At 63.4% G+C, this 22,386-nt stretch carries 15 protein-coding genes, 1 tRNA gene and 1 pseudogene; 10 read left to right on the top strand and 7 right to left on the bottom strand.

Annotated features, from left to right (window positions below; translation table 11 throughout):
• From SB751_RS27530 to rpoC, 10 genes and pseudogenes are all read left to right on the top strand, one after another.
• Nucleotides 1–74: pseudogene (locus SB751_RS27530) on the top strand (elongation factor Tu); the annotation flags it as partial.
• 86 nt (nt 75–160) lie between these two features.
• Nucleotides 161–236, top strand: a tRNA-Trp gene (locus SB751_RS27525).
• 59 nt (nt 237–295) lie between these two features.
• Complete coding sequence (secE, locus tag SB751_RS27520; RefSeq protein WP_144200259.1) at nt 296–676, top strand: preprotein translocase subunit SecE; 381 nt, start codon at nt 296–298, stop codon at nt 674–676.
• Between the two features lie 10 nt (nt 677–686).
• Nucleotides 687–1,268 carry a transcription termination/antitermination protein NusG gene (gene nusG, locus SB751_RS27515; protein WP_017511590.1) on the top strand — a complete coding sequence of 194 codons (582 nt, stop codon included), beginning with the start codon at nt 687–689 and terminating at the stop codon, nt 1,266–1,268.
• 165 nt (nt 1,269–1,433) lie between these two features.
• Nucleotides 1,434–1,865: a 50S ribosomal protein L11 gene (gene rplK / locus SB751_RS27510; RefSeq protein WP_144200261.1), complete on the top strand. Its 432-nt coding sequence runs from the start codon at nt 1,434–1,436 to the stop codon at nt 1,863–1,865.
• Complete coding sequence (gene rplA / locus SB751_RS27505) at nt 1,866–2,561, top strand: 50S ribosomal protein L1 (RefSeq protein ID WP_092301708.1); 696 nt, start codon at nt 1,866–1,868, stop codon at nt 2,559–2,561.
• A 406-nt stretch (nt 2,562–2,967) separates the two neighbouring features.
• Entirely contained in the window at nt 2,968–3,489 is a 522-nt protein-coding gene (gene rplJ / locus SB751_RS27500) for a 50S ribosomal protein L10 (protein WP_144200263.1), read from the top strand.
• 69 nt (nt 3,490–3,558) lie between these two features.
• A complete protein-coding gene (rplL, locus tag SB751_RS27495) occupies nt 3,559–3,933 on the top strand; it encodes a 50S ribosomal protein L7/L12 (protein WP_092301713.1) in 375 nt (124 codons plus the stop codon).
• A 434-nt stretch (nt 3,934–4,367) separates the two neighbouring features.
• Complete coding sequence (rpoB, locus tag SB751_RS27490; protein WP_144200265.1) at nt 4,368–8,474, top strand: DNA-directed RNA polymerase subunit beta; 4,107 nt, start codon at nt 4,368–4,370, stop codon at nt 8,472–8,474.
• 127 nt (nt 8,475–8,601) lie between these two features.
• Nucleotides 8,602–12,843 (top strand): DNA-directed RNA polymerase subunit beta', encoded by a 4,242-nt coding sequence (gene rpoC / locus SB751_RS27485; protein WP_144200267.1) that lies wholly within the window; start codon nt 8,602–8,604, stop codon nt 12,841–12,843.
• A gap of 86 nt (nt 12,844–12,929) precedes the next feature.
• On the opposite strand, the gene fabD is transcribed toward rpoC, so the two are convergent.
• From fabD to SB751_RS27450, 7 genes are all read right to left on the bottom strand, one after another.
• On the bottom strand, nt 12,930–13,865 hold the full coding sequence (gene fabD / locus SB751_RS27480) for an ACP S-malonyltransferase (protein ID WP_186296923.1): 936 nt from the start codon (nt 13,863–13,865) through the stop codon (nt 12,930–12,932).
• Between the two features lie 13 nt (nt 13,866–13,878).
• On the bottom strand, nt 13,879–14,325 hold the full coding sequence (locus tag SB751_RS27475; RefSeq protein ID WP_144200271.1) for a hypothetical protein: 447 nt from the start codon (nt 14,323–14,325) through the stop codon (nt 13,879–13,881).
• Nucleotides 14,326–14,359: 34 nt separating this feature from the next.
• Nucleotides 14,360–15,466, bottom strand: coding sequence for a hypothetical protein (locus SB751_RS27470; RefSeq protein ID WP_144200273.1), 1,107 nt, complete (start codon nt 15,464–15,466; stop codon nt 14,360–14,362).
• A gap of 64 nt (nt 15,467–15,530) precedes the next feature.
• Nucleotides 15,531–16,328, bottom strand: coding sequence for an outer membrane lipoprotein-sorting protein (locus tag SB751_RS27465; RefSeq protein ID WP_410748755.1), 798 nt, complete (start codon nt 16,326–16,328; stop codon nt 15,531–15,533).
• A 1-nt stretch (nt 16,329) separates the two neighbouring features.
• Nucleotides 16,330–18,615, bottom strand: a complete 2,286-nt coding sequence (locus tag SB751_RS27460; RefSeq protein ID WP_410748754.1) for an efflux RND transporter permease subunit — start codon at nt 18,613–18,615, stop codon at nt 16,330–16,332.
• Nucleotides 18,616–18,694: 79 nt separating this feature from the next.
• Entirely contained in the window at nt 18,695–21,307 is a 2,613-nt protein-coding gene (locus tag SB751_RS27455; RefSeq protein ID WP_250024826.1) for an aminotransferase class III-fold pyridoxal phosphate-dependent enzyme, read from the bottom strand.
• Between the two features lie 14 nt (nt 21,308–21,321).
• Nucleotides 21,322–22,365, bottom strand: a complete 1,044-nt coding sequence (locus SB751_RS27450; RefSeq protein ID WP_092301734.1) for a hypothetical protein — start codon at nt 22,363–22,365, stop codon at nt 21,322–21,324.
• Between the last annotated feature and the right edge of the window lie 21 nt (nt 22,366–22,386).

The following is a 22,386-nucleotide window of genomic DNA, read 5'->3' as shown; positions in this document are numbered from 1 at the left end:
AAGGTCTGCGCTTCGCCATCCGTGAAGGCGGCCGTACCGTCGGCGCCGGCGTCGTGGCAAAGATTCTCGACTAAGCAGTAATACTGGCGAGCGCGGCACCAACCGGCCGCGTTCGTCTGCCAGAGGGGTTGGCGGAATCGTCGACCCCGAAGTTGTTTTTAGGGGTATAGCTCAACTGGCAGAGCGTCGGTCTCCAAAACCGAAGGTTGGGGGTTCGATTCCCTCTGCCCCTGCCAAATCAATCAGCCGCGTCGCGAGAATGAATCGTGACGCGGCTTAGTCTCGTTTGCGAAACATGGCCAATCCCAATGTCGAAACCGTAGGCGCCTCGAGCGGCAAATGGCTGCTCGTCGTCGCGGCGCTCCTGGTGGTTGCGGGAGTGATCGGCTTCTACGTACTCGCGCAGCAGCCGTCGTACGTGCGTGGCGCGGCGCTGTTCGCCGGCCTCGCACTGGGCGTCGTCGTGGCGCTCGTGTCCGCTCCCGGCAAGGATTTCGTGGGGTTCGCCAAGGAATCGTATCGGGAAGTCAAAAAGGTCGTCTGGCCGACGCGCAAGGAAGCCGGTCAGATGACCGGGCTCGTGTTTGCCTTTGTAGTGATCATGGCGTTGTTCCTGTGGTCGGCCGACAAGCTCATCGAGTGGGTGATTTTCTCCCTCGTGCTGGGCTGGAAATAAGAGGTAGCACATGACGGATAACGCTCAGCAGGAAACCACGGCAGCCGAATCGCCTTCGTCGAAGAAGCGCTGGTATGTGGTGCACGCCTACTCCGGCATGGAAAAGAGCGTGCAGCGCGCGCTGCAGGAGCGCATCGAGCGCGCCGAGATGCAGGACAAGTTCGGTCGCATTCTGGTGCCCTCCGAGGAAGTAGTGGAAATCAAGGGTGGTCACAAGTCCGTGACCGAGCGCCGTTTCTTCCCGGGCTACGTGCTCGTGGAAATGGAAATGACCGACGAGACGTGGCACCTGGTGAAGAACACCAGCAAGGTCACCGGCTTCGTGGGTGGCGCGCGCAACCGCCCGAGTCCGATTTCGCAGCGCGAAGTCGACAAGATCATGACCCAGATGCAGGAAGGGGTCGAGAAGCCGCGTCCCAAGACGCTGTTCGAAGTGGGCGAAATGGTGCGTGTCAAGGACGGCCCGTTCACCGACTTCAACGGCAACGTCGAGGAAGTGAACTACGAGAAGTCGCGCCTGCGGGTCTCGGTCACGATCTTCGGTCGCGCAACGCCGGTCGAGCTCGAGTTCGGCCAGGTCGAGAAGGTTTAAGGAATTGACCGTCGCGGCGCGCGAGTGCCGGGGCGGACAGAGAGGGCAGGCCGAAAGGCCTGCCCGAAGAGGAGCGTGAGGTTGTGCCGACAGGCATGGCGATAGCGCGTTACGACTCAACAGGATCCGTTTTTCCAAGGAATCCGGATCTGGATTGGAGTAGAAATGGCCAAGAAGATTATTGGCTTTATCAAGCTGCAAATTCCGGCTGGTAAGGCAAATCCCTCCCCGCCCGTTGGTCCCGCACTGGGTCAGCGTGGTCTGAACATCATGGAGTTCTGCAAGGCGTTCAACGCCCAGACCCAAGGCATGGAGCCTGGTCTGCCGGTGCCGGTGGTGATTACCGCCTTCGCCGACAAGAGCTTCACCTTCGTGATGAAGTCGCCGCCCGCGACCGTGCTGATCAAGAAGGCAGCCGGCATCACCAAGGGTTCGCCGAAGCCCCATACCGACAAGGTTGGCAAGATCACCCGCGCCCAGGCTGAAGACATCGCCAAGGCCAAGAACGCTGACCTGACCGCCGCCGATCTGGACGCCGCCGTGCGTACTATCGCCGGTTCGGCTCGCTCGATGGGCATCACCGTGGAGGGTCTGTAAATGGCTAAGGTTTCCAAGCGCGTCGCCGCCAACAAGGCGAAGATCGAGCGTACCAAGTTCTACCCGATCGACGAGGCCCTGGGCCTGGTGAAGAGCTGCGCTTCGGCGAAGTTCGACGAGTCGATCGACGTGGCCGTGCAACTGGGCATCGACGCCAAGAAGTCGGACCAGGTCGTGCGTGGCTCCGTGGTGCTGCCTGCCGGCACCGGCAAGTCGGTGCGTGTGGCCGTGTTCGCCCAGGGCGAAAAGGCCGAGGCCGCCAAGGCTGCTGGCGCTGACATCGTCGGCATGGAAGACCTGGCCGAGCAAGTGAAGGCCGGTAACCTGAATTTCGACGTCGTGATCGCTTCGCCGGACACGATGCGTATCGTCGGTACGCTGGGCCAGATTCTCGGCCCGCGCGGCCTGATGCCGAACCCGAAGGTTGGCACCGTGACGCCCGACGTAGCCCAGGCTGTGAAGAACGCCAAGGCTGGTCAGGTGCAATTCCGTGTCGACAAGGCCGGTATCATCCACGCCACCATCGGCCGTCGTTCGTTCGAAGACACCGCGCTGAAGAGCAACCTGTCCGCGCTGCTGGACGCGCTGGTCAAGGCCAAGCCGGCCACCAGCAAGGGTGTGTACCTGCGCAAGATCGCCGTGTCGTCCACCATGGGCGTTGGCGTTCGCGTCGAACAGACCTCGCTGTCGGCCTAAGCCAGACGGCACTCACCTGACCGGTTCCCGATAACGCCGGCCAGGGCAGGAATAAAGGATCCCGGCATCGCCGGGGTCGGTTTCGGCGCCGAAGGGCGACGGAGCAAGGCTTTGGGCAGTGGTGCCCGCCAACGCGCAGCGGCAACGTAGCGCGACGGCAGGTACCGCTGGTTATCAAAGACCGCTGGTGTTCATGCCGCAGCAATCAGGCAGCGTGGACTTAATCGGTCGGCACATACGGGCATCGCCCGATGGCAGCCGCCCCGCCAGCGCAGATGGCGCACCCGAAGGGATTGATGAATCCGGGCCTGTCCCGGGTGATTCGGGCCAATCGGACGCCGTTCGTTTGGACTGATGCGATTGCAGAGGAGATTTCCCGCGCACCGCATCGTTTTGGAGCTTAACCGTGCCACTCAATATTGAAGATAAGAAGGCCGTCGTTGCTGAGGTTTCGGCGCAAGTCGCCAAGGCCCAGACCATCGTCGTGGCCGAATATCGCGGCATTGCGGTTGGCGATCTGACCAAGCTGCGTGCCAACGCTCGTCAGCAAGGCGTGTACCTGCGTGTTCTGAAGAACACGCTGGCTCGCCGTGCCGTCGAAGGTACGCCGTTTGCTGGCCTCGCAGAGCAAATGACCGGTCCGCTGATCTACGGGATTTCCGAAGATGCAGTGGCCTCGGCCAAGGTTCTGAACGACTTTGCCAAGACCAACGACAAGCTGGTCCTGCGCGCCGGGTCGTACGACGGCAAGGTGCTCGATGCTGCTGCCGTCAAGGCGCTGGCTTCGATCCCGGGCCGCGAAGAACTGATTGCTCAGCTGCTTGGCGTCATGCAGGCACCGGTGTCGGGCTTCGCCCGTCTGCTGGCCGCCCTGGCAGCCAAGAAGAGCGAAGGTGCTCCCGCGGAAGCGGAAGCCCCTGCTGCTTAAGCCGACGCAGGCCTCGCAAAGACAGATCGCATTACCGATACCGAATCACATCTAGTAGGAGTATTCCAAATGGCAATCACTAAAGACGACATCCTCGAAGCCGTAGGCTCGATGTCCGTGATGGAACTGAACGACCTGGTCAAGGCGTTCGAAGAGAAGTTTGGCGTGTCCGCCGCTGCTATGGCCGTGGCTGCTGCCCCGGGCGCTGGCGGTGCCGCCGCTGCTGAAGAGCAGACCGAATTCAACGTGATCCTGGCCGAAGTTGGCGCCAACAAGGTCGGCGTGATTAAGGCTGTTCGCGAAATCACCGGCCTGGGCCTGAAGGAAGCCAAGGATCTGGTTGACGGCGCTCCGAAGGCTGTCAAGGAAGGCGTGGACAAGGCTGCTGCTGCCGACGCCAAGAAGAAGCTGGAAGACGCAGGCGCAAAGGTCGACGTCAAGTAAGTGGTACCGCGCGTGCCCTCGTGGCACGCGGATGGGGCTGGCAAAGGGAAATCCCGGCGCCAGCCTTTTTGCGCTTCTGTGGGTGTGTTTGATTGGGCACCCGGCGGACCGAAGTATCGGTCAGGGCGCAAATAAAGTGATGTGTAGGCTGCTTGATGCGCGAAATCATTCGCTGCTTCAGCAGAAGCCAAACATCAGTGGCACACTAAGTGGTTGCTGATGTTTGTCTTCTGAACCGACTGCAGAAGACAAGTTTGGTCGGGTGTCCCCCGGGCGAGTACAGGCATTGCGCCGTGCAATGACCACACCGCCCGCAGCGTGCGGACACCGTCAGCCAGAGGTTGGTAGCGGCCAACCGCCAAATCCCCTCCCAGTCGCTGAACACCTCAGGTGCCGGCCAGGTCCAGCCTGCCCTGCGATGATTCGGAGATCCCATGGCGTACAGCTTCACCGAAAAGAAGCGCATTCGCAAATCCTTTGCGAAGCGCGCGACGGTTCATCAGGTTCCATTCCTGCTTGCCACCCAGATTGAATCCTACACCCAGTTCTTGCAAGCGGAAACGCCGACCGCGCGTCGCAAAACCGAGGGTCTGCAGGCCGCTTTCAGCGCGATTTTCCCAATCTCCTCCCATAACGGGCTCGCCCGTATGGAGTTTGTCTCGTATCACCTGTCCAACCCGCCGTTCGACGTCAAGGAGTGCCAGCAGCGTGGCCTGACGTTCCACTCGGCGCTGCGTGCCAAGGTTCGCCTGATCATCAACGATCGCGAGAACCCGGGCAAGGTCAAGGAAGTGAAGGAGCAGGAAGTCTACATGGGCGAAATTCCGCTCATGACGTCGACCGGTTCTTTCGTGATTAACGGCACCGAGCGTGTCATCGTTAGCCAGCTGCACCGTTCGCCGGGCGTGTTCTTCGAGCACGACAAGGGCAAGACGCACAGCTCGGGCAAGCTGCTGTTCTCGGCACGGATCATTCCGTACCGTGGCTCGTGGCTGGACTTCGAATTCGATCCGAAGGACATCCTGTATTTCCGTGTGGACCGCCGCCGCAAGATGCCGGTGACGATCCTGCTGAAGTCGATCGGCCTGACGCCGGAGCAAATCCTGGCGCACTTCTTTGTGTTCGACAACTTCACGCTGCAGGCGGAAGGCGCGCAGCTCGAATTCGTGCCCGAGCGTCTGCGTGGCGAGGTGGCGCGTTTCGACATCGCCGACAAGAACGGCCGCGTGGTCGTGGAGAAGGACAAGCGGATCAACGCCAAGCACATCCGTGACCTGGACTCCGCCGGCACCAAGCTGATCAGCGTGCCGGAAGACTACCTGCTCGGCCGCGTGCTGGCCAAGAACATCATCGACCCGGACACGGGCGAGGTGATTGCCAACGCCAACGACGAGCTGACCGAGACGCTGCTGGAAAACCTGCGCGAAGCGGGCGTCAAGCAGATCCAGACGCTGTACACGAACGACCTGGACCAGGGCCCGTACATGTCGCAGACGCTGCGCGTGGACGAGACCGCCGACCAGACCGCCGCGCGTATCGCGATCTACCGCATGATGCGCCCGGGCGAGCCGCCCACCGAGGAAGCCGTGGAAGCGCTGTTCCAGCGCCTGTTCTACAGCGAAGAGTCGTACGATCTGTCGCGCGTTGGCCGCATGAAGGTCAACAGCCGTCTGTCGCGCCCGAGCGGCGAGGGCAGCATGGTGCTGCAGGACGAGGACATCCTCGAGACGATCAAGATCCTGGTGAACCTGCGTAACGGCAAGGGCGAGGTCGATGACATCGATCACCTGGGCAATCGTCGCGTGCGTTGCGTGGGCGAACTGGCCGAGAACCAGTTCCGCGCTGGTCTGTCGCGCGTGGAGCGTGCCGTCAAGGAACGTCTGGGCCAGGCCGAGACCGAGAACCTGATGCCGCACGACCTGATCAACTCGAAGCCGATTTCGTCGGCGATTCGCGAGTTCTTCGGTTCGTCGCAGCTGTCGCAGTTCATGGACCAGACCAACCCGCTCTCGGAAATCACCCACAAGCGCCGTGTCTCCGCACTGGGCCCGGGTGGTCTGACGCGCGAGCGCGCCGGCTTTGAAGTTCGTGACGTGCACCCGACCCACTATGGCCGCGTGTGCCCGATCGAAACGCCGGAAGGCCCGAACATCGGCCTGATCAACTCGCTGGCACTGTACGCCCGCCTGAACGAATACGGCTTCCTGGAAACGCCGTACCGCAAGGTGGTGGACAGCAAGCTGACCGACCAGGTGGACTACCTGTCCGCCATCGAGGAAGGCAAGTACGTGGTGGCCCAGGCCAACGCGACCGTGGATGCCGATGGCAACCTGATCGATGAACTGGTATCGGCCCGCGAAGGCTCCGAGCGCGAAACGCGCATGGTGACCCCGGACCGCGTGCAGTACATCGACGTGGCGCCGTCGCAGATCGTGTCGGCCGCTGCCTCGCTGGTGCCGTTCCTGGAACACGATGACGCGAACCGTGCACTGATGGGCGCGAACATGCAGCGTCAGGCCGTGCCTTGCCTGCGTCCGGACAAGCCGCTCGTGGGTACCGGCATTGAACGTACCGTGGCCGTTGACTCGGGTACCGCCGTGCAGGCCATGCGTGGCGGCGTGGTGGACTACGTCGACGCGATGCGTATCGTGATCCGCGTGAACGACGAAGAAGCCGTTGCTGGCGAAGTCGGCGTGGACATCTACAACCTGATCAAGTACACGCGTTCCAACCAGAACACCAACATCAACCAGCGTCCGATGGTGAAGGTTGGCGATATCGTCGCGCGTAACGACGTGATCGCTGACGGCGCCTCGACCGACCTGGGCGAGTTGGCACTAGGCCAGAACATGCTGGTGGCGTTCATGCCGTGGAACGGCTACAACTTCGAAGATTCGATCCTGATCTCCGAACGCGTGGTGGCCGAAGACCGCTACACCTCGATCCATATCGAGGAACTGTCGGTCGTGGCCCGTGACACCAAGCTGGGACCGGAAGAAATCACACGCGACATCTCGAACCTCGCCGAAGCGCAACTCGCGCGTCTGGACGAGTCCGGCATCACCTACATCGGTGCCGAAGTCGAGGCTGGCGACGTGCTGGTGGGCAAGGTCACGCCGAAGGGCGAGACCCAGCTGACCCCGGAAGAGAAGCTGCTGCGCGCCATCTTCGGCGAGAAGGCTTCGGACGTGAAGGACACCTCGCTGCGCGTGCCGTCGGGCATGAGCGGCATCGTGATCGACGTCCAGGTCTTCACCCGCGAAGGCGTGACGCGCGACAAGCGTGCCCAGTCGATCATCGACGACGAACTGAAGCGCTACCGCCTGGACCTGAACGACCAGCTGCGTATCGTGGAAGGCGATGCATTCCAGCGTCTGGAGCGCCTGCTGCTCGACAAGACCGTCAACGGCGGTCCGAAGAAGCTGGCGAAGGGTGCGAAGCTGACGCGCGAGTACCTGGCCGACCTGGACAAATACCACTGGTTCGACATCCGTCCGGCCGACGAGGAAGTTGCCGCCCAGCTCGAGGCAGTGAAGGAAGCCATCGAGCAGAAGCGTCACGAGTTCGACCTGGCCTTCGAAGAGAAGCGCAAGAAGCTCACGCAGGGCGACGAACTGCCGCCGGGCGTGATCAAGATGGTCAAGGTGTACCTGGCCGTGAAGCGTCGCCTGCAGCCTGGCGACAAGATGGCCGGCCGTCACGGTAACAAGGGTGTGGTGTCGAAGATCGTGCCGATCGAAGACATGCCGTACATGGCGGACGGTACCCCGGCCGACATCGTGCTGAACCCGCTGGGCGTGCCGTCGCGGATGAACGTGGGCCAGATTCTGGAAACCCACCTGGGCTGGGCCGCGCGCGGTCTGGGCCAGCGCATCGGCGACATGCTCAAGGCGCAGACCAAGGCACAGGAGCTGCGCAAGCTGCTGGCCCAGGTCTACAACGAGAGCGGCAAGCCGGAAGACCTGGACAGCCTGACCGACGCCGAAGTGCTGGAACTGGCCACGAACCTGAAGAAGGGCGTGCCGTTCGCAACGCCGGTGTTCGATGGTGCGCATGAGGATGAAATCCGCCGCATGCTGGACCTGGCCTACCCGGACGAGATCGCCAAGGAGAAGGGCCTGACCCCGTCGAAGCAGCAGGTCACGCTGTACGACGGCCGCACCGGCGAAGCGTTCGAGCGTCCGGTCACGCTGGGTGTGATGCACATGCTGAAGCTGCACCACTTGGTCGATGACAAGATGCATGCGCGCTCGACGGGTCCGTACTCGCTCGTGACGCAGCAGCCGCTGGGCGGTAAGGCCCAGTTCGGTGGCCAGCGTTTCGGTGAGATGGAAGTGTGGGCACTGGAAGCCTACGGCGCGTCGTACGTGCTGCAGGAAATGCTGACGGTCAAGTCCGATGACGTGAACGGCCGTACCAAGGTGTACGAAAACATCGTCAAGGGCGAGCACTCGATCGACGCCGGCATGCCGGAATCGTTCAACGTGCTGGTGAAGGAAATCCGCTCGCTGGGTATCGACATCGACCTCGATCGTTACTGATCGGCGCGATGACGGCGTCCCGCTGCGGCGGGCGCCGGCCCGGTCGACCCGGAAGAGCAGGTTTCCCACAGGATGAATGCCGTGGCCCCGAACAGACTTCGGTGCCGCGGCGAAACAAGGAGTTGCAATGAAAGCATTGCTCGATCTCTTTAAGCAGGTTCAGCAGGAAGAGCAGTTCGACGCGATCAAGATCGGCCTCGCCTCGCCCGAGAAGATCCGTTCGTGGTCGTACGGTGAAGTGAAGAAGCCGGAAACGATCAACTACCGGACGTTCAAGCCGGAACGCGATGGCCTGTTCTGCGCCAAGATCTTTGGCCCGATCAAGGACTACGAGTGCCTGTGCGGCAAGTACAAGCGCCTGAAGCATCGTGGCGTGATCTGCGAGAAGTGCGGCGTGGAAGTCACGCTGGCCAAGGTGCGCCGCGAGCGCATGGGCCACATCGAACTGGCTGCGCCGACCGCGCACATCTGGTTCCTGAAGTCGCTGCCGTCGCGTCTGGGCATGGTCCTGGACATGACCCTGCGCGACATCGAACGCGTGCTGTACTTCGAGGCATTCGTGGTGCTGGAACCGGGCATGACCCCGCTCAAGAAGAGCCAGATCATGTCCGAGGACGACTACATCGCGAAGTGCGACGAGTACGGCGAGGGTGAATTCGTCGCCATGATGGGCGCCGAGGGCATCCGTGAATTGCTGCGCGGCATCGACATCGAGAAGCAGATCGAACAGATCCGCGCCGAGCTGCAGGCCACCGGTTCCGAAGCCAAGATCAAGAAGTTCGCCAAGCGCCTGAAGGTGCTCGAGGCGTTCCAGCGTTCGGGCATCAAGCCCGAGTGGATGATCCTGGAAGTGCTGCCGGTGCTGCCGCCGGAACTGCGTCCGCTGGTACCGCTGGATGGCGGCCGTTTCGCCACCTCGGACCTGAACGACCTGTATCGTCGCGTCATCAACCGTAACAACCGCCTGAAGCGCCTGCTGGAGCTGAAGGCGCCCGAGATCATCGTGCGCAACGAAAAGCGCATGCTGCAGGAAGCGGTGGATTCGCTGCTGGACAACGGCCGTCGCGGCAAGGCGATGACCGGCGCCAACAAGCGTCCGCTGAAGTCCCTGGCCGAGATGATCAAGGGCAAGGGCGGCCGTTTCCGTCAGAACCTGCTGGGCAAGCGCGTGGACTACTCGGGCCGTTCGGTCATCGTGGTGGGCCCGACGCTGAAGCTGCACCAGTGCGGCCTGCCCAAGCTGATGGCGCTCGAGCTGTTCAAGCCGTTCATCTTCCACAAGCTGGAAACGATGGGCATCGCCACCACGATCAAGGCGGCGAAGAAGGAAGTGGAAAGCCAGACGCCGGTGGTGTGGGACATCCTCGAAGAGGTGATCCGCGAGCACCCGGTGATGCTGAACCGTGCGCCGACGCTGCACCGCCTGGGTATCCAGGCGTTCGAGCCGGTGCTGATCGAAGGCAAGGCCATCCAGCTGCACCCGCTGGTCTGCGCGGCATTCAACGCCGACTTCGACGGTGACCAGATGGCTGTTCACGTGCCGCTGTCGCTGGAAGCGCAGATGGAAGCCCGCACGCTGATGCTGGCCTCCAACAACGTGCTGTTCCCGGCCAACGGCGATCCGTCGATCGTCCCGTCGCAAGACGTGGTGCTGGGTCTGTACTACACGACCCGCGACAAGATCAACGGCAAGGGTGAAGGCATGACGTTCGCTGACATCAGCGAAGTCATCCGCGCCTACGAGAACAAGGAAGTCGAACTCGCTTCGCGCGTGAATGTGCGGATCACCGAGTACGTGCTCGTCGACAAGGACGCCGTGGGCGATGCCCGCTTCGCGCCCAAGATCACGCTGCAGGCCACCACGGTCGGCCGCGCGATCCTGTCCGAGATCCTGCCGAAGGGCCTGCCGTTCTCGGTGCTGAACAAGCCGCTGAAGAAGAAGGAAATCTCGCGCCTGATCAACACCGCGTTCCGCAAGTGCGGTCTGCGCGAGACCGTGATCTTCGCCGACAAGCTGCTGCAGTCGGGCTTCCGCCTGGCCACGCGCGCCGGTATCTCGATCGCCATCGACGACATGCTGGTGCCGCCGCAGAAGGAGAAGATCATCTCCGACGCAGCTGCCAAGGTGAAGGAATACGACAAGCAGTACATGTCGGGTCTGGTGACGGACCAGGAGCGTTACAACAACGTCGTGGACATCTGGGGCGCCGCCGGCGACCAGGTGGGCAAGGCGATGATGGAGCAGCTCCAGCACGAAGACGTGGTCGACCGCGAAGGCAACACGGTCAAGCAGGAATCGTTCAACTCCATCTACATGATGGCCGACTCGGGCGCGCGGGGTTCCGCAGCGCAGATCCGCCAGCTGGCGGGCATGCGTGGCCTGATGGCCAAGCCGGATGGCTCGATCATTGAAACGCCGATTACGGCGAACTTCCGTGAAGGCCTGAACGTTCTGCAGTACTTCATCTCGACCCACGGTGCGCGTAAGGGCCTGGCCGATACGGCACTGAAGACCGCGAACTCGGGTTACCTGACCCGTCGTCTGGTCGACGTGACGCAGGATCTGGTCGTGGTGGAAGACGATTGCGGCACCACCAACGGCGTGGCCATGAAGGCCCTGGTCGAAGGCGGTGAAGTGATCGAAGCACTGCGCGACCGTATCCTCGGCCGCGTGACCGTGGCTGACGTGGTGAACCCGGAAACGCAGGAAACGGCGATCGAGACCGGCACGCTGCTGGACGAAGACCTGGTCGACCTGATCGACAACCTCGGCGTGGACGAAGTCAAGGTCCGCACCCCGCTGTCGTGCGACACGCGTTACGGCCTGTGCGGCAAGTGCTACGGCCGCGACCTGGGCCGCGGCGTGCTGGTGAACTCCGGCGAAGCGGTGGGCGTGATTGCCGCGCAGTCGATCGGTGAGCCGGGTACGCAGCTGACCATGCGGACGTTCCACATCGGTGGTGCGGCATCGCGTGCGGCAGTGGCCTCGAGCGTGGAAGCCAAGGCGACCGGTACGGTCCGCTTCACGGCGACCATGCGCTACGTGACGAACGCCAAGGGCGAACTGATCGTGATCTCGCGTTCGGGCGAGACGCTGATCACGGACGACCACGGCCGCGAGCGCGAGCGCCACAAGATCCCGTACGGCGCCACGCTGCTGGTGCAGGACGGCCAGGCCATCAAGGCTGGCACGCAGCTGGCCACGTGGGACGCGCTGACGCGCCCGATCGTGTCGGAATACACCGGCATGACGAAGTTCGAGAACGTCGAAGAGGGCGTGACCGTCGCCAAGCAGATGGACGAAGTCACCGGCCTGTCGACCCTCGTGGTGATCGATGCCAAGCGCCGTACGGCTGCCACCAAGGGCCTGCGCCCGCAGGTGAAGCTGCTCGACGCGAACGGCCAGGAAGTCAAGATTCCGGGCACGGACCACTCCGTGACCATCGGCTTCCAGGTTGGCGCGCTGATTACCGTGAAGGACGGCCAGCAGGTGCACGTGGGTGAAGTGCTCGCACGTATCCCGACCGAATCGCAGAAGACCCGCGACATTACCGGTGGTCTGCCGCGTGTGGCCGAGCTGTTCGAAGCGCGTTCGCCGAAGGACGCCGCCGTGCTGGCGGAAGTCACCGGTACCACGTCGTTCGGCAAGGACACCAAGGGCAAGCAGCGCCTGGTTATCACGGACCTGGACGGCAACGCCCACGAGTTCCTGATCGCCAAGGAAAAGCAGGTGCTGGTGCACGATGGCCAGGTGGTGAACAAGGGCGAAATGATCGTGGAAGGTCCGGCGGACCCGCACGACATCCTGCGCCTGAAGGGCATCGAGGAACTGGCGCACTACATCGTGGACGAAGTGCAGGACGTGTACCGTCTGCAGGGCGTGAAGATCAACGACAAGCACATCGAAGTGATTGTTCGTCAGATGCTGCGCCGCGTGCAGATCCAGGACGTGGGCGACACCCGCTTCATCCCGGGTGAGCAGGTGGAGCGCTCGGAGCTGCTGGACGAGAACGACCGCATGATTGCCGACGGCAAGCGTCCGGCCACGCACGAGAACCTGCTGCTGGGTATCACGAAGGCGTCGCTGTCCACGGACAGCTTCATCTCGGCGGCATCGTTCCAGGAAACGACGCGCGTGCTGACCGAGGCCGCGATCATGGGCAAGACCGACGACCTGCGTGGTCTGAAGGAAAACGTGATCGTGGGTCGTCTGATCCCCGCCGGTACCGGCCTGGCCTACCACCGTGCCCGCAAGGCACGCGAGGCGGCCGAGCGCGAACGCGCCCAGGCGATCTCGGACGAAGAGCAATCGCTCTTCATCGAGCCGCCCGTGGTGCAGGCGACCGAGGGCGACAGCGACGCGGTCTGATCACGATCGTTGCTGTACTGGAAGTGAAAAACCCGGCTTTCGAGCCGGGTTTTTTTTCGTCTGCGCGATCCGCAGCCATTGGCTGCTCACGACAGGGCCAGCACGGCGGCCTCCATGCCTTGGGGCAGATGCAGGGGCAGTACGGACAACGCGGGAGCGACGCGCCGGCACAGATTCGTCAATACCTCCCCGGGTCCTGATTCCACGATGTGCGTGACGCCGTCGGCCTCGAGGTGCCGAACCATTGCCGTCCAGCGCACCGGGGCAGTCAGTTGCGCCACCAGCGCCGGCTTGATCGACGCCTCCGTGGCGACTTCAAGGCTATTGCCGTGCAGCACGCGCAACGAAGGGGCCGCGATGCGGATGTCGTCCAGACACCGGGCGAGCGCTGCCGCCGCCGGCTGCATCAGCGAGCTATGGAACGGGCCACTGACTGGCAACACGAACACCATCTTTGCGCCGGCCTCCCGGGCGGCCACCTTGAGACGCTCGATGGCCGGCACATGACCGGCCACCACCACTTGCCCGGGCGCGTTGAAATTCACCGGCTCAAGTACGCCATCTCCGGCGCAGGCGGAACAGAGTCGTTCCACTGTCGGGTCATCGAGACCGATGACCGCTGCCATGCCCCCAATCCCGGGCGCCACCGCCGCCATCATCGCCAGCGCCCGTTGGCGCGCGATGTGCAGGGCATCCGGCAGCGCCAGGGCACCGGCGGCAACCAGCGCCGAAATCTCCCCAACACTGTGTCCGATCGCCCATGGCACGGCTACTGGAGACTGGGCCTGCCAGGTGCGATAGATCGCGATCGACGCCGCCACCACCAATGGCTGCGTGTTGACCGTGCGGGCGAGTTCCGCTGGATCGGCATGCTGGCTAAGGTGCCAGAGGTCCAGATCAAGCACATCCGAGGCTTCGTCGATCGTCTCGACGAACACACGCTCACCCCGCCACGCGGAAAGCATGCCGACGGATTGTGACCCCTGACCAGGAAACACGCAGGCGGGAACGATGCGAATCATTGCCGACGCCCCCTTAGCGCGCCGTCTCGACAGCATCGGTCGCTGCGAGCCAGCACCAGGCGGCCGCGCAGTGAAGGAGCCCGATAGCCAGAGATGCGAACGAGGATTGGATGTCGAACGTGGACAGGGGTTGCCGGAGCGCCCATCCCACTACGATGAGGCCGCCCCGCAGCGTATAGATTGCTGCAATACCGATCACCGCGATGCGCATCTGGGGGAGCGTCGGCAGCAACCCGGCAGCCGCCGCATAGTAGGCGGCAAAGACGAAGAACACCCCGGTGATGCCCGCTGTCAGCAATCCCGGCACCCAGGAGCCGCGCTCCGCCATGCCTGCGAGGGCCTCGCCGGCGCCGAAGGCACGGTACGCCTGCGGCCCTTTGGCGATGATGTAGATATGCAGGAAGGCGACAAGCGCGCTGCAAGCTGCGGCGGAAGTGGCGAGAATAGGCGTGATCATCATGGCCTCGGATAGGGTTGGGATCAAAAGCGTAGGGCTAAAAGTTGTGGGTCAGATTGACCTGCAACATGCTGTCGCGACACAGCGCCTCAAAAACGCTGTCGCCGTCGCAACTCGCCTTACGGGCTACCAGACGCAGCCGTGCGGATTTGCCGAACCGACGGCTGAACTCGAGTTTGTGCATCAGGATGCGGGTCGCACGGTCGTGCAGCACGCCGTATTGCAGTTCCGCATCACCGGACTCGTTGAGGCGAATACGCACGCCGGCGAAGGGGCCGTGTGTGAACGGCGTGAACGGCGCGCTGGCGTCGCGGTGGTCGCGCAGGTATTCGAACAGCAGTGAAAGGTCGCCGTCGGGCCTGGCGAATGTGTATTCCGCACCGACGATATAGGCACCGAAAGGCGCACCCTGCCCCCAACGAAAGATCGCCTCGCCCTTCCACAGCATGCTGCCAGCGGGCAACACACCGGTCAGCCCCAACTGTCGGATGCGCTGGTAGGCCGTCGTCAAGTCGGGGGCGATGGTGGGCTCGCGTGACAAGCCATCGAAGTAGTAGGCACCGACGTCGGCATCCGCGATGGTCCCCGACCAGCGTACGGCGATATCGTTGGTCTGCTGCCAGGGCGCCAGGCCGTGGGAGGGGGCCTCCGGTGCCAGCGGCCCCATGCGTTGCCGGCTTCGTAGGCCCAGTTGGGGGCGTGGCCGGAACCACGGCATCCAGTACACGGCGAGACGTCCGTACGCCGCGCTGAAGCGCGTGTAAGACAGCATCGGCTGGCCGAGCTTGGCCTCCAGATCGATGTCCGCGCGGGTATCGATCTGGTTGATGATGTTGACCGGATGGCGTGACTCCATCACGCTCCAGTCCAATGTCTCCATCCCGGCTTGCCAGAGGTTGTCGCCGCGCTCGGCACGGACGGTGGCTTCGCGAAAATCGAAGTAACGCATGTCCGGATCGGAAACGTCCAGGCGGACGTAAGGGGTCAGCCGGCCGGTGACGCCCGGGTACATGGGGTGTGTGACAACCCAGCCGAGATTGAGGACCAAGGCCGCGGCATGTTGGTGCTGTGCCTGAAATGCGGGGGGGCGATTGAACAGCCAGACTTCCGGACCGATACTCCCGCTTGTCTCGACGACTGGCATCGCGTGGCCAGTGCCCGCATGCCAGACGAGACACAGGGTAGCGAGCCAACGGACGCATCCCCGTTTAGCGAACATACTCCAGCCGCTGCGGCTCGAAATCCCGCTTGTCGACGCCGCCATCCCGGAACTTGTAGCCAGACATATTGATGCGGGTCGACTTGCCGGTCTGATGGTTCACCATGTTCATCCACCCTGGCTTCAGCAACTGCTGTCCGTAGGCGGCAAAGTCGCCGCTCTCGAGCGTCTTCTGCAAGGCCCCGCGACGGTCGTACAGTTCCGCCTTCAATGTCACGTACCGCTCGCGGTCGATCCACAGCACCTGCTTCGTATAGCCGGAGCCCTCGTAGCGGGGCGTGCGCTCGACCTTGAGGCACGGGGTCCCGCCGGTGTCTTCGTCGCCCAGATAGCGGTGGCTGAACTTGCGCGGCAACTGCGAGGTCAGGTCTTCGAATGAGAACTCGCTGCCCATGAACGAGCCCGACTTGCTGTCCGAGGCGATGCGCCGCGTGCGCTTCAGGGCCGGCAGGTATAGCCACTGATCGTCGGGTTTGTCGGCATGCGCAAAACTCAGGAAGGCCGTGTGCCGGATGTCGGCCGGAGACTCGAACAGCATCAGGTGCTTGTCACCGTCGCCGTCCGTCTCGAGCACGGCGCCACGCATCTTGCGCACGCTTTGCTGGCCATGCCGGTCACGCAGGATCATTTCCATATCCATGCGATAGCTGCTGAACCCGCGTTCGCGCGCGTACATCTCCGCGACGATGGCTTCGCCGCGGGTGGCGTCTTCCGCCGCCGCAGCCACGGGCGATACCGCGATCAGACAGAACACAAGCGCCACAAGGCGCATCCGGAGCTTCATCATGTCAAATGCCTTTCAACGGTTGGGAGTGGGGGGCGGAAGCCGGCTTCGGGGTGTCCCGGTCGATGGCAAATAGCAATGGCGGCAGCAGCACAAGGTCCACGATGGCGGCAATCGCGATCGTCAACACGGACATGATTCCCATGTCGGCGTTCAGGTCGAAGTGCGAGAAGATCAGCACGCCGAAGCCGGCCACCAGTACCGAGGTGGTGAACAGCACCGCCATGCCGGAAATGCTGTACGCGTTCTCCACCGCGGCCCGGGGCGACAGACCCAGCACCGTGCGGGCCCGGTGGTACTTGAAGACGCTGTGAATCGTGTCGTCGACGATGATCCCGTAGGTCAGCACCCCCACCACCGCCACCGACAGGCCGACTTGCCCGACGAACGCTCCCCAAAGCCCGAAAGCCATCAAGGACGGCAGGACGTTCGGAAGCAGGCTGGCGAAGCCCAGTCGGACACTGCGCAACACCAGCCCGATGACGACGGAAACGAGCAGGATCTGCAGCACATACCCCTGCAGCGTACCGGCGACATTCATCTCGCCGATATGCGAGAACATGATGGACGGCCCAGCGCCAGACGCCTGCATGCCGGCCGGCAGGTTTGCGCGCATCCACGCCTGCACGCGCTGGTCGAAGGCCACCAATGCCGTGGACGTGATGTCGCGCAGGACCACGGTCAGCTTGCTGGCCGAGCGGTCGATCCGAATCTGATCGTTCAGATCCAGCCCCGGTGGCAGGGACAGCTCGTACACGAGTAATACCTGGGCCGCCGCCATGTCATCATCAGGCACGCGATATGCGGTCGGCGCATCGCCATGCAGCGTGCGGTGAACGCGCTTGACCACGTCGGCGAGCGAACTGACCTGGAAGACTTCGGGCTGCGCGCGTAGCCAGTCGGCAAACCTGTCCAGATCCCGCAGGTACGCGGCCGAACCTACCGTACCCCCGGCACCTGACGGCACCGCGTAGTACACGGTATGGACGCCGGACAGATGCGACTGGATGAAGTCCGTATCGCGGCGGAACTCGACGGCCGGACTGAAATAGTCGACGAAATTGTCCTCGAGTTGATTGCGCGTGACGAACCAGGCGGCAGCGAGGTTGAGCAGCGCCACCCCGATGAACACCGGCTTTCGCCACGCCACCAGGGCGCCCGCCATGCGGCCGATGGCATGCCCCTGCCGCAGCATCCGCTGCTGCCCGGAGATCGGCAGCACGGCCAGGCACGCCGGGAGGAACGACGCTGACAACAGCAGCACCACGATGGCACCAATGCCCAGCATCACGCCGAAGTTGGCGACCGGTGGAACGTCCGACAGGCACATGCTGAAGAAGCCGAGCGCGTCCGTGCCACAGGCCACCAGCATGATGGGGGCGTTTGCTGCCACGGCATCCCGTACGGCCTCATGCCGTGACGCGCCGGCCCCCATCCGCCGGATCGTGTAGACGATTACGTGCAAGCAGTTCGCGACGGCGATGGTGGTGAGGATGGTCGGCGTGGAGACGGAGATGGCCGTGAGCTTGACGCCAAACCAGCCGACCATGCCGAGCGCGGCGAAGATCGCCAACGTCATCGTCAGCAACGCAGCCGCCACGCCGCACGCACTGCGCAACGCCACGAACATGACGACGAGAATCAGCGCGTACATCAGTGGCGTCAGCGTGGCCAGGTCGGCCTTCGCTTCCTCGTCGAAGGCGTTGTCGAGCAATATGCCGCCCGTGGCCATAACGCGGATATCGGGGTCCAGCGCGCGCGCCTGGTCCATCAGGGCGCGCAGTGCATGCACGGCCTCCGGCAAGGTTGTCTCCGTTGGCGCGGGGAGCGTGAAGCTGATACTGATTCCCGCCACGGACCCATCGGGCGAGACCAACCGCTTTACCAATAGCGGCTCGCTGAGTGCGATGGCGCGGATGGCTGCGATCGCTTCGGGTGTCTGGCCCGTCCCCGGCTGGTATAGGGGGCGCACCCGGAGGTCATCGTCGTGGGCTTCGGCATGCTGATGGTTCGTGAGACTGTCCACGCGTCGCACATGGGGCAGCCGCCATGCCAGTTCGGTGAAGCGCGCCATTGCGTCCAGCGCGCGAGGCGTAAACACCGTCCCGTCTCGGGGGACAAAGGCCACCAGCGCCTGGTTGTCGTCTGCATAAGCGTCTTGCAGTGCCTGATTGGCGAGCAGTTGCGGATCGTCCGAACGGAAGAAATCGCGATAGTCACTGCTGAAGGCGATGCGCTCGAGTCCCGCACTGGCCGCCACGCAAAGTAGCACCGTCGCGACGATCACCATCCATCGCCGCCTGACCAGCCATGCCGCATAGCGTATGGCCAAGGCGTGATGGGACGCGTCCGGGTCGCGCAGGCGGGGTTCAGTCGACGAAGAAGCCATCGCGTTTCATCTCGGTGAGTGATTGGCGGAACGCCTCGCAGACCTGTTCCAGATCGGCGGGCATGTGGGCGTCGCTCAGGGCGAGGAAGTGCAGCTCCGGCATATAGACGCCATGCGTGCGCATGTAATAGGCCAGTGCGATGCTGGCCTTGTAGTCGCTGCCGCCCTGGATCTCGCGATAGAAGCGCGTTTCCCGATGCGAAAAGCTCACCGTGAAGATCGAGCGCATGGATTTGATGCGGGCCGGCACTTGCAGGGCGCGGGCGATGCTTGTCAGCTGCTCAAGCAGCCATTCACTCTTCGCATGCAGCGTCTGATAGACCTCGGGATGGTCGTGGAGATATGTCAGCATCGCGGCGCCAGACGCGGCGCTCAATGAGTTGCCGCTCATGGTGCCGCCCAGGAAGACCCGCGTCTCGTAGTCGCGGAAGGGGTCGGCAGTACTGCGGGCGATCTCCATCAGCTTCCGGCTCCCCACCACGGCGCCGCACGGCATGCCGCCGCCAATGATCTTGCCCAGTACCGTCAGGTCCGGTGTGACGTTCGCCAGGGTTTGGGCGCCGCCGTAGCAGACGCGGAAGCCGCTCACGACCTCATCGAACACCAGCGGGATGTCGAGCTCGGAGCAGGCCGCACGCAATTGCTGGAGGAATTCGGTGTCGAGCCTCCCCACGGAAAACGGCAGGGGTTCGAGAATGACGCAGTCGATTTCCTCGGCACGCTCGCGCAGCACGCGCAGGCTTTCTGGATGGCCGTACTGGAGGACAACGGTGTTGTTCACCGTTTCGTCCGGGGTGCCGGGACAGCCTGCCACCGGCTCGGGCCGCTCTACCGGCCCGCGTTGCTGAAACCACGAGCTGACCATGGCCTGGTCGGAGAAGCCGTGGTACTGGCCCTCGCATTTCGCCACCTTTCCCCGTTGCCGGTAGGCGCGGCAAATGCGCAGCGCCTGGATGACGGCCTCCGTTCCCGAATTCGAGAGGCAGGCGTAACCGCTACCCGGGAACGCATCCACCAGCAGCCGGGTAAGTTCAACCTCCGACGGGTTGCCGACAGCGTTCAGGCAACCGTCCGCCACGGCCGCCTGCTGTGCGGCGACAATTGCCGGATGCGCGTAGCCGAGGATGTGCGGCCCGTAGCCACCGGTCAGATCGATATAGCGATTGCCGTCGACGTCTTCGATCTGGCATCCCTGGGCCCGGCGCGCGAACATCGGATAGGTGCAGGGAAAGAAGTAGCGGTTCATGTGGATGGACGCGATCATGAATCGCTGCGCGTCGTCACGCATCGCCAGTGTCTTTGGCGTTGCCCGGTGGAAGTGGCCGTCGAAGCGCTGGCGCACATCGTCATTCATGTAGGGCGAGTATTTGTCCGAGAACCGTCGGGAATTGGCCCAGACGTCGATGTCCGGATCGATCTGCTTGCCGAAGCCCTCGCAGGTGGTCAACGTCAATTCGACCTTGGTGAAGTTCGGGGTGTAGTTGGCACCGTGGCGGCGCAGTGCCTGGCTGATGTCCCAGAAGAACTCGTCGGTCTTCCACTGATCCGCGATCTCGTAGAAGTGCCGCAGGATCACCGCCTTGACGTCCTCGAAGAGCTGGCGATGGTCACGCACAGCCTCCTTGTCTACGACGAAGTGACTCAGGAAGCGGGTGGTGGCGAGGTCCCATTCATGCCGGATCGACGCGAAGAAGAACGACGCCAATCCCCATTTCTCTGCCTCCGTCACGTAGACCGTGATGCCGAAGTCGAGAAAGATGATCTTGCCGTCCGCCGTGAAACGCACGTTGCCGGGATGGGGGTCGCCATGGGCGACGCCATGCATGTAGAGCATGGTGTAGATCGCATCCTGGAAGCGGCGCGCCAGTTGCGCCCGGGGGATGCCCACTCGTTCGAAGTCCCGGCCCGGAATGCCCTCCATATATTCCATGGTCAGCACGCTCCGGCGGGTCAGTTCGGTGTGCACCCGCGGGATGATGACAAAGGGGTGATTGGCGAAATTCCGCGCGAGCGCCGTCATGTTGCGCGCCTCCACCTCCATGTCGACCTGTGGCAGCAGTAACTCGCGCAACTCGGCCACACGTACCGGCATGTTGAAATGGCGCAACGAGGGCACCATGGCATGTGCCAGCGCCGCGAGCCGGGCAATCGATCGCAGGCTCTTGCGCAGGCGGCGCGAGACGCCAGGCTTGACCAGCTTCACCGCCGCGCGCTCGCCACCCTCGAGCCGCACTTCATGGACTTGCGCAATGGACGCGCTGGCAAGCGGAACATAGTTGAAGGATTCGAAGACGGATTCATACCCGCTGCCGAACGCCTCGGCGAGGAGCTTTCGAACGGCCGGCTCGTCAGCTGCCGGGACATCGTCCTGCAGTCGTTGCAGCGCGGCGATGGTGTCAGGCCCGAACAGGTCGGAGCGGGTCGAGAGGATCTGCCCGATCTTGATGTACAGCGGGCCCGAGGCGATGCAGAAGCGGGCGATGCACTCGCCAAGCAGGCTGGCCCGGTCGGCGGGAGGGCGGCGTGCGGCGCGAAGCCGGTACGAGGCGGCGAACCAGGCCATCGAAGGCAGCAGGGTCATGGCGTAGAGCATGGTCGGGCTCCGATCTAGTAGATGAACGTCGAGGATGCGAATGACATGCCGGCGCTGCCGATCCAGAATCCGATCCGGTCGCCGCGTGCCAGCGACCCATCGCCCGCGTGCAGGGCAATGGCGGCGGGAATGGAGCACGCGCCCACGTTGCCGTAGTCCGGAAAAATGTGGCGGATGCAGTGCCCGAACCCGGCCTCGTCCGCCCAGCCCTGGAATGCGGGGACAGAGCCGCCGGTATGCGGAAAAAGCAGGCGGATGCTGTCGCGATAGGGCGCAAGCAGTTTCAGCGAGTCCGTCATGTGCTGGCTATAGCCGAAGACCAGCGAGCTGAAGGAGGTGAAGGCACCAAGGCCATTGAGGCCGATGCGCTCGCTGGGCCGGGCGCGCCCGAGGTGGCCCGGCAGCGGAATGGTGCAGAGATCGACGCCCCGCTTCGTCGACAGGTAGTGAAAGACCCAGGGTTGTTCTGTATCGGCGCGCAGCAGCGTGGCGGTTGCCCCGTCCCCCCCGCAGTAAGCGGAGAAACAGTGCGCGATGTCGCGCAGGGAACCCAGCGTGAAGTTGCTGGGATACGAGACGCCGCCAGGTACGTAGTACGACTCGGCATTGACGATTAGTGCGGTGCGGTAACGTCCGGACAGGAAATGGCTCTGCGCCACGTCGCACGCGCGCGTCCACGCCATGCAGGCGTCGACGATGTCGAAGCAGTCCACGCTGTCCATGCCCAGCGCGTCCGCAACGAAGTACGCATCGCCGGGCTCGATGAAGCCCCGGGTGTTGCCCGCGTAGATCAGCAGATCCACGTCATCCGGGCCGCAGCCGGCCTGCGCCATCGCCTGTTCGGCGGCGCGGACCATGTGGTCCAGCGGCCGCTCGCCCTCGTCGAACCAGTAGCGCGTCTTCACCTGCGTCTCATTGAGCTTCCAGCGGATGTAGGTAAGCGCGTGCTCGACGTTGCCGTCGAATCCGGGTGTGCTGTGACGGCGGATCTCATCCAGCACGGCCTCGTTGTCCATCCTGCGGGATGCCGGAAGAAAGGAAATGCCATCGATGCGCATGGTTGGGGCCTCCTGGTGAAC

The sequence above is a fragment of the Cupriavidus sp. SIMBA_020 genome (assembly GCF_046535395.1).
GTDB lineage: Bacteria > Pseudomonadota > Gammaproteobacteria > Burkholderiales > Burkholderiaceae > Cupriavidus > Cupriavidus campinensis.
The sequence above is the reverse complement of the archived record's forward strand: the minus strand, read 5'-3'. Positions and strand labels throughout refer to the sequence as shown.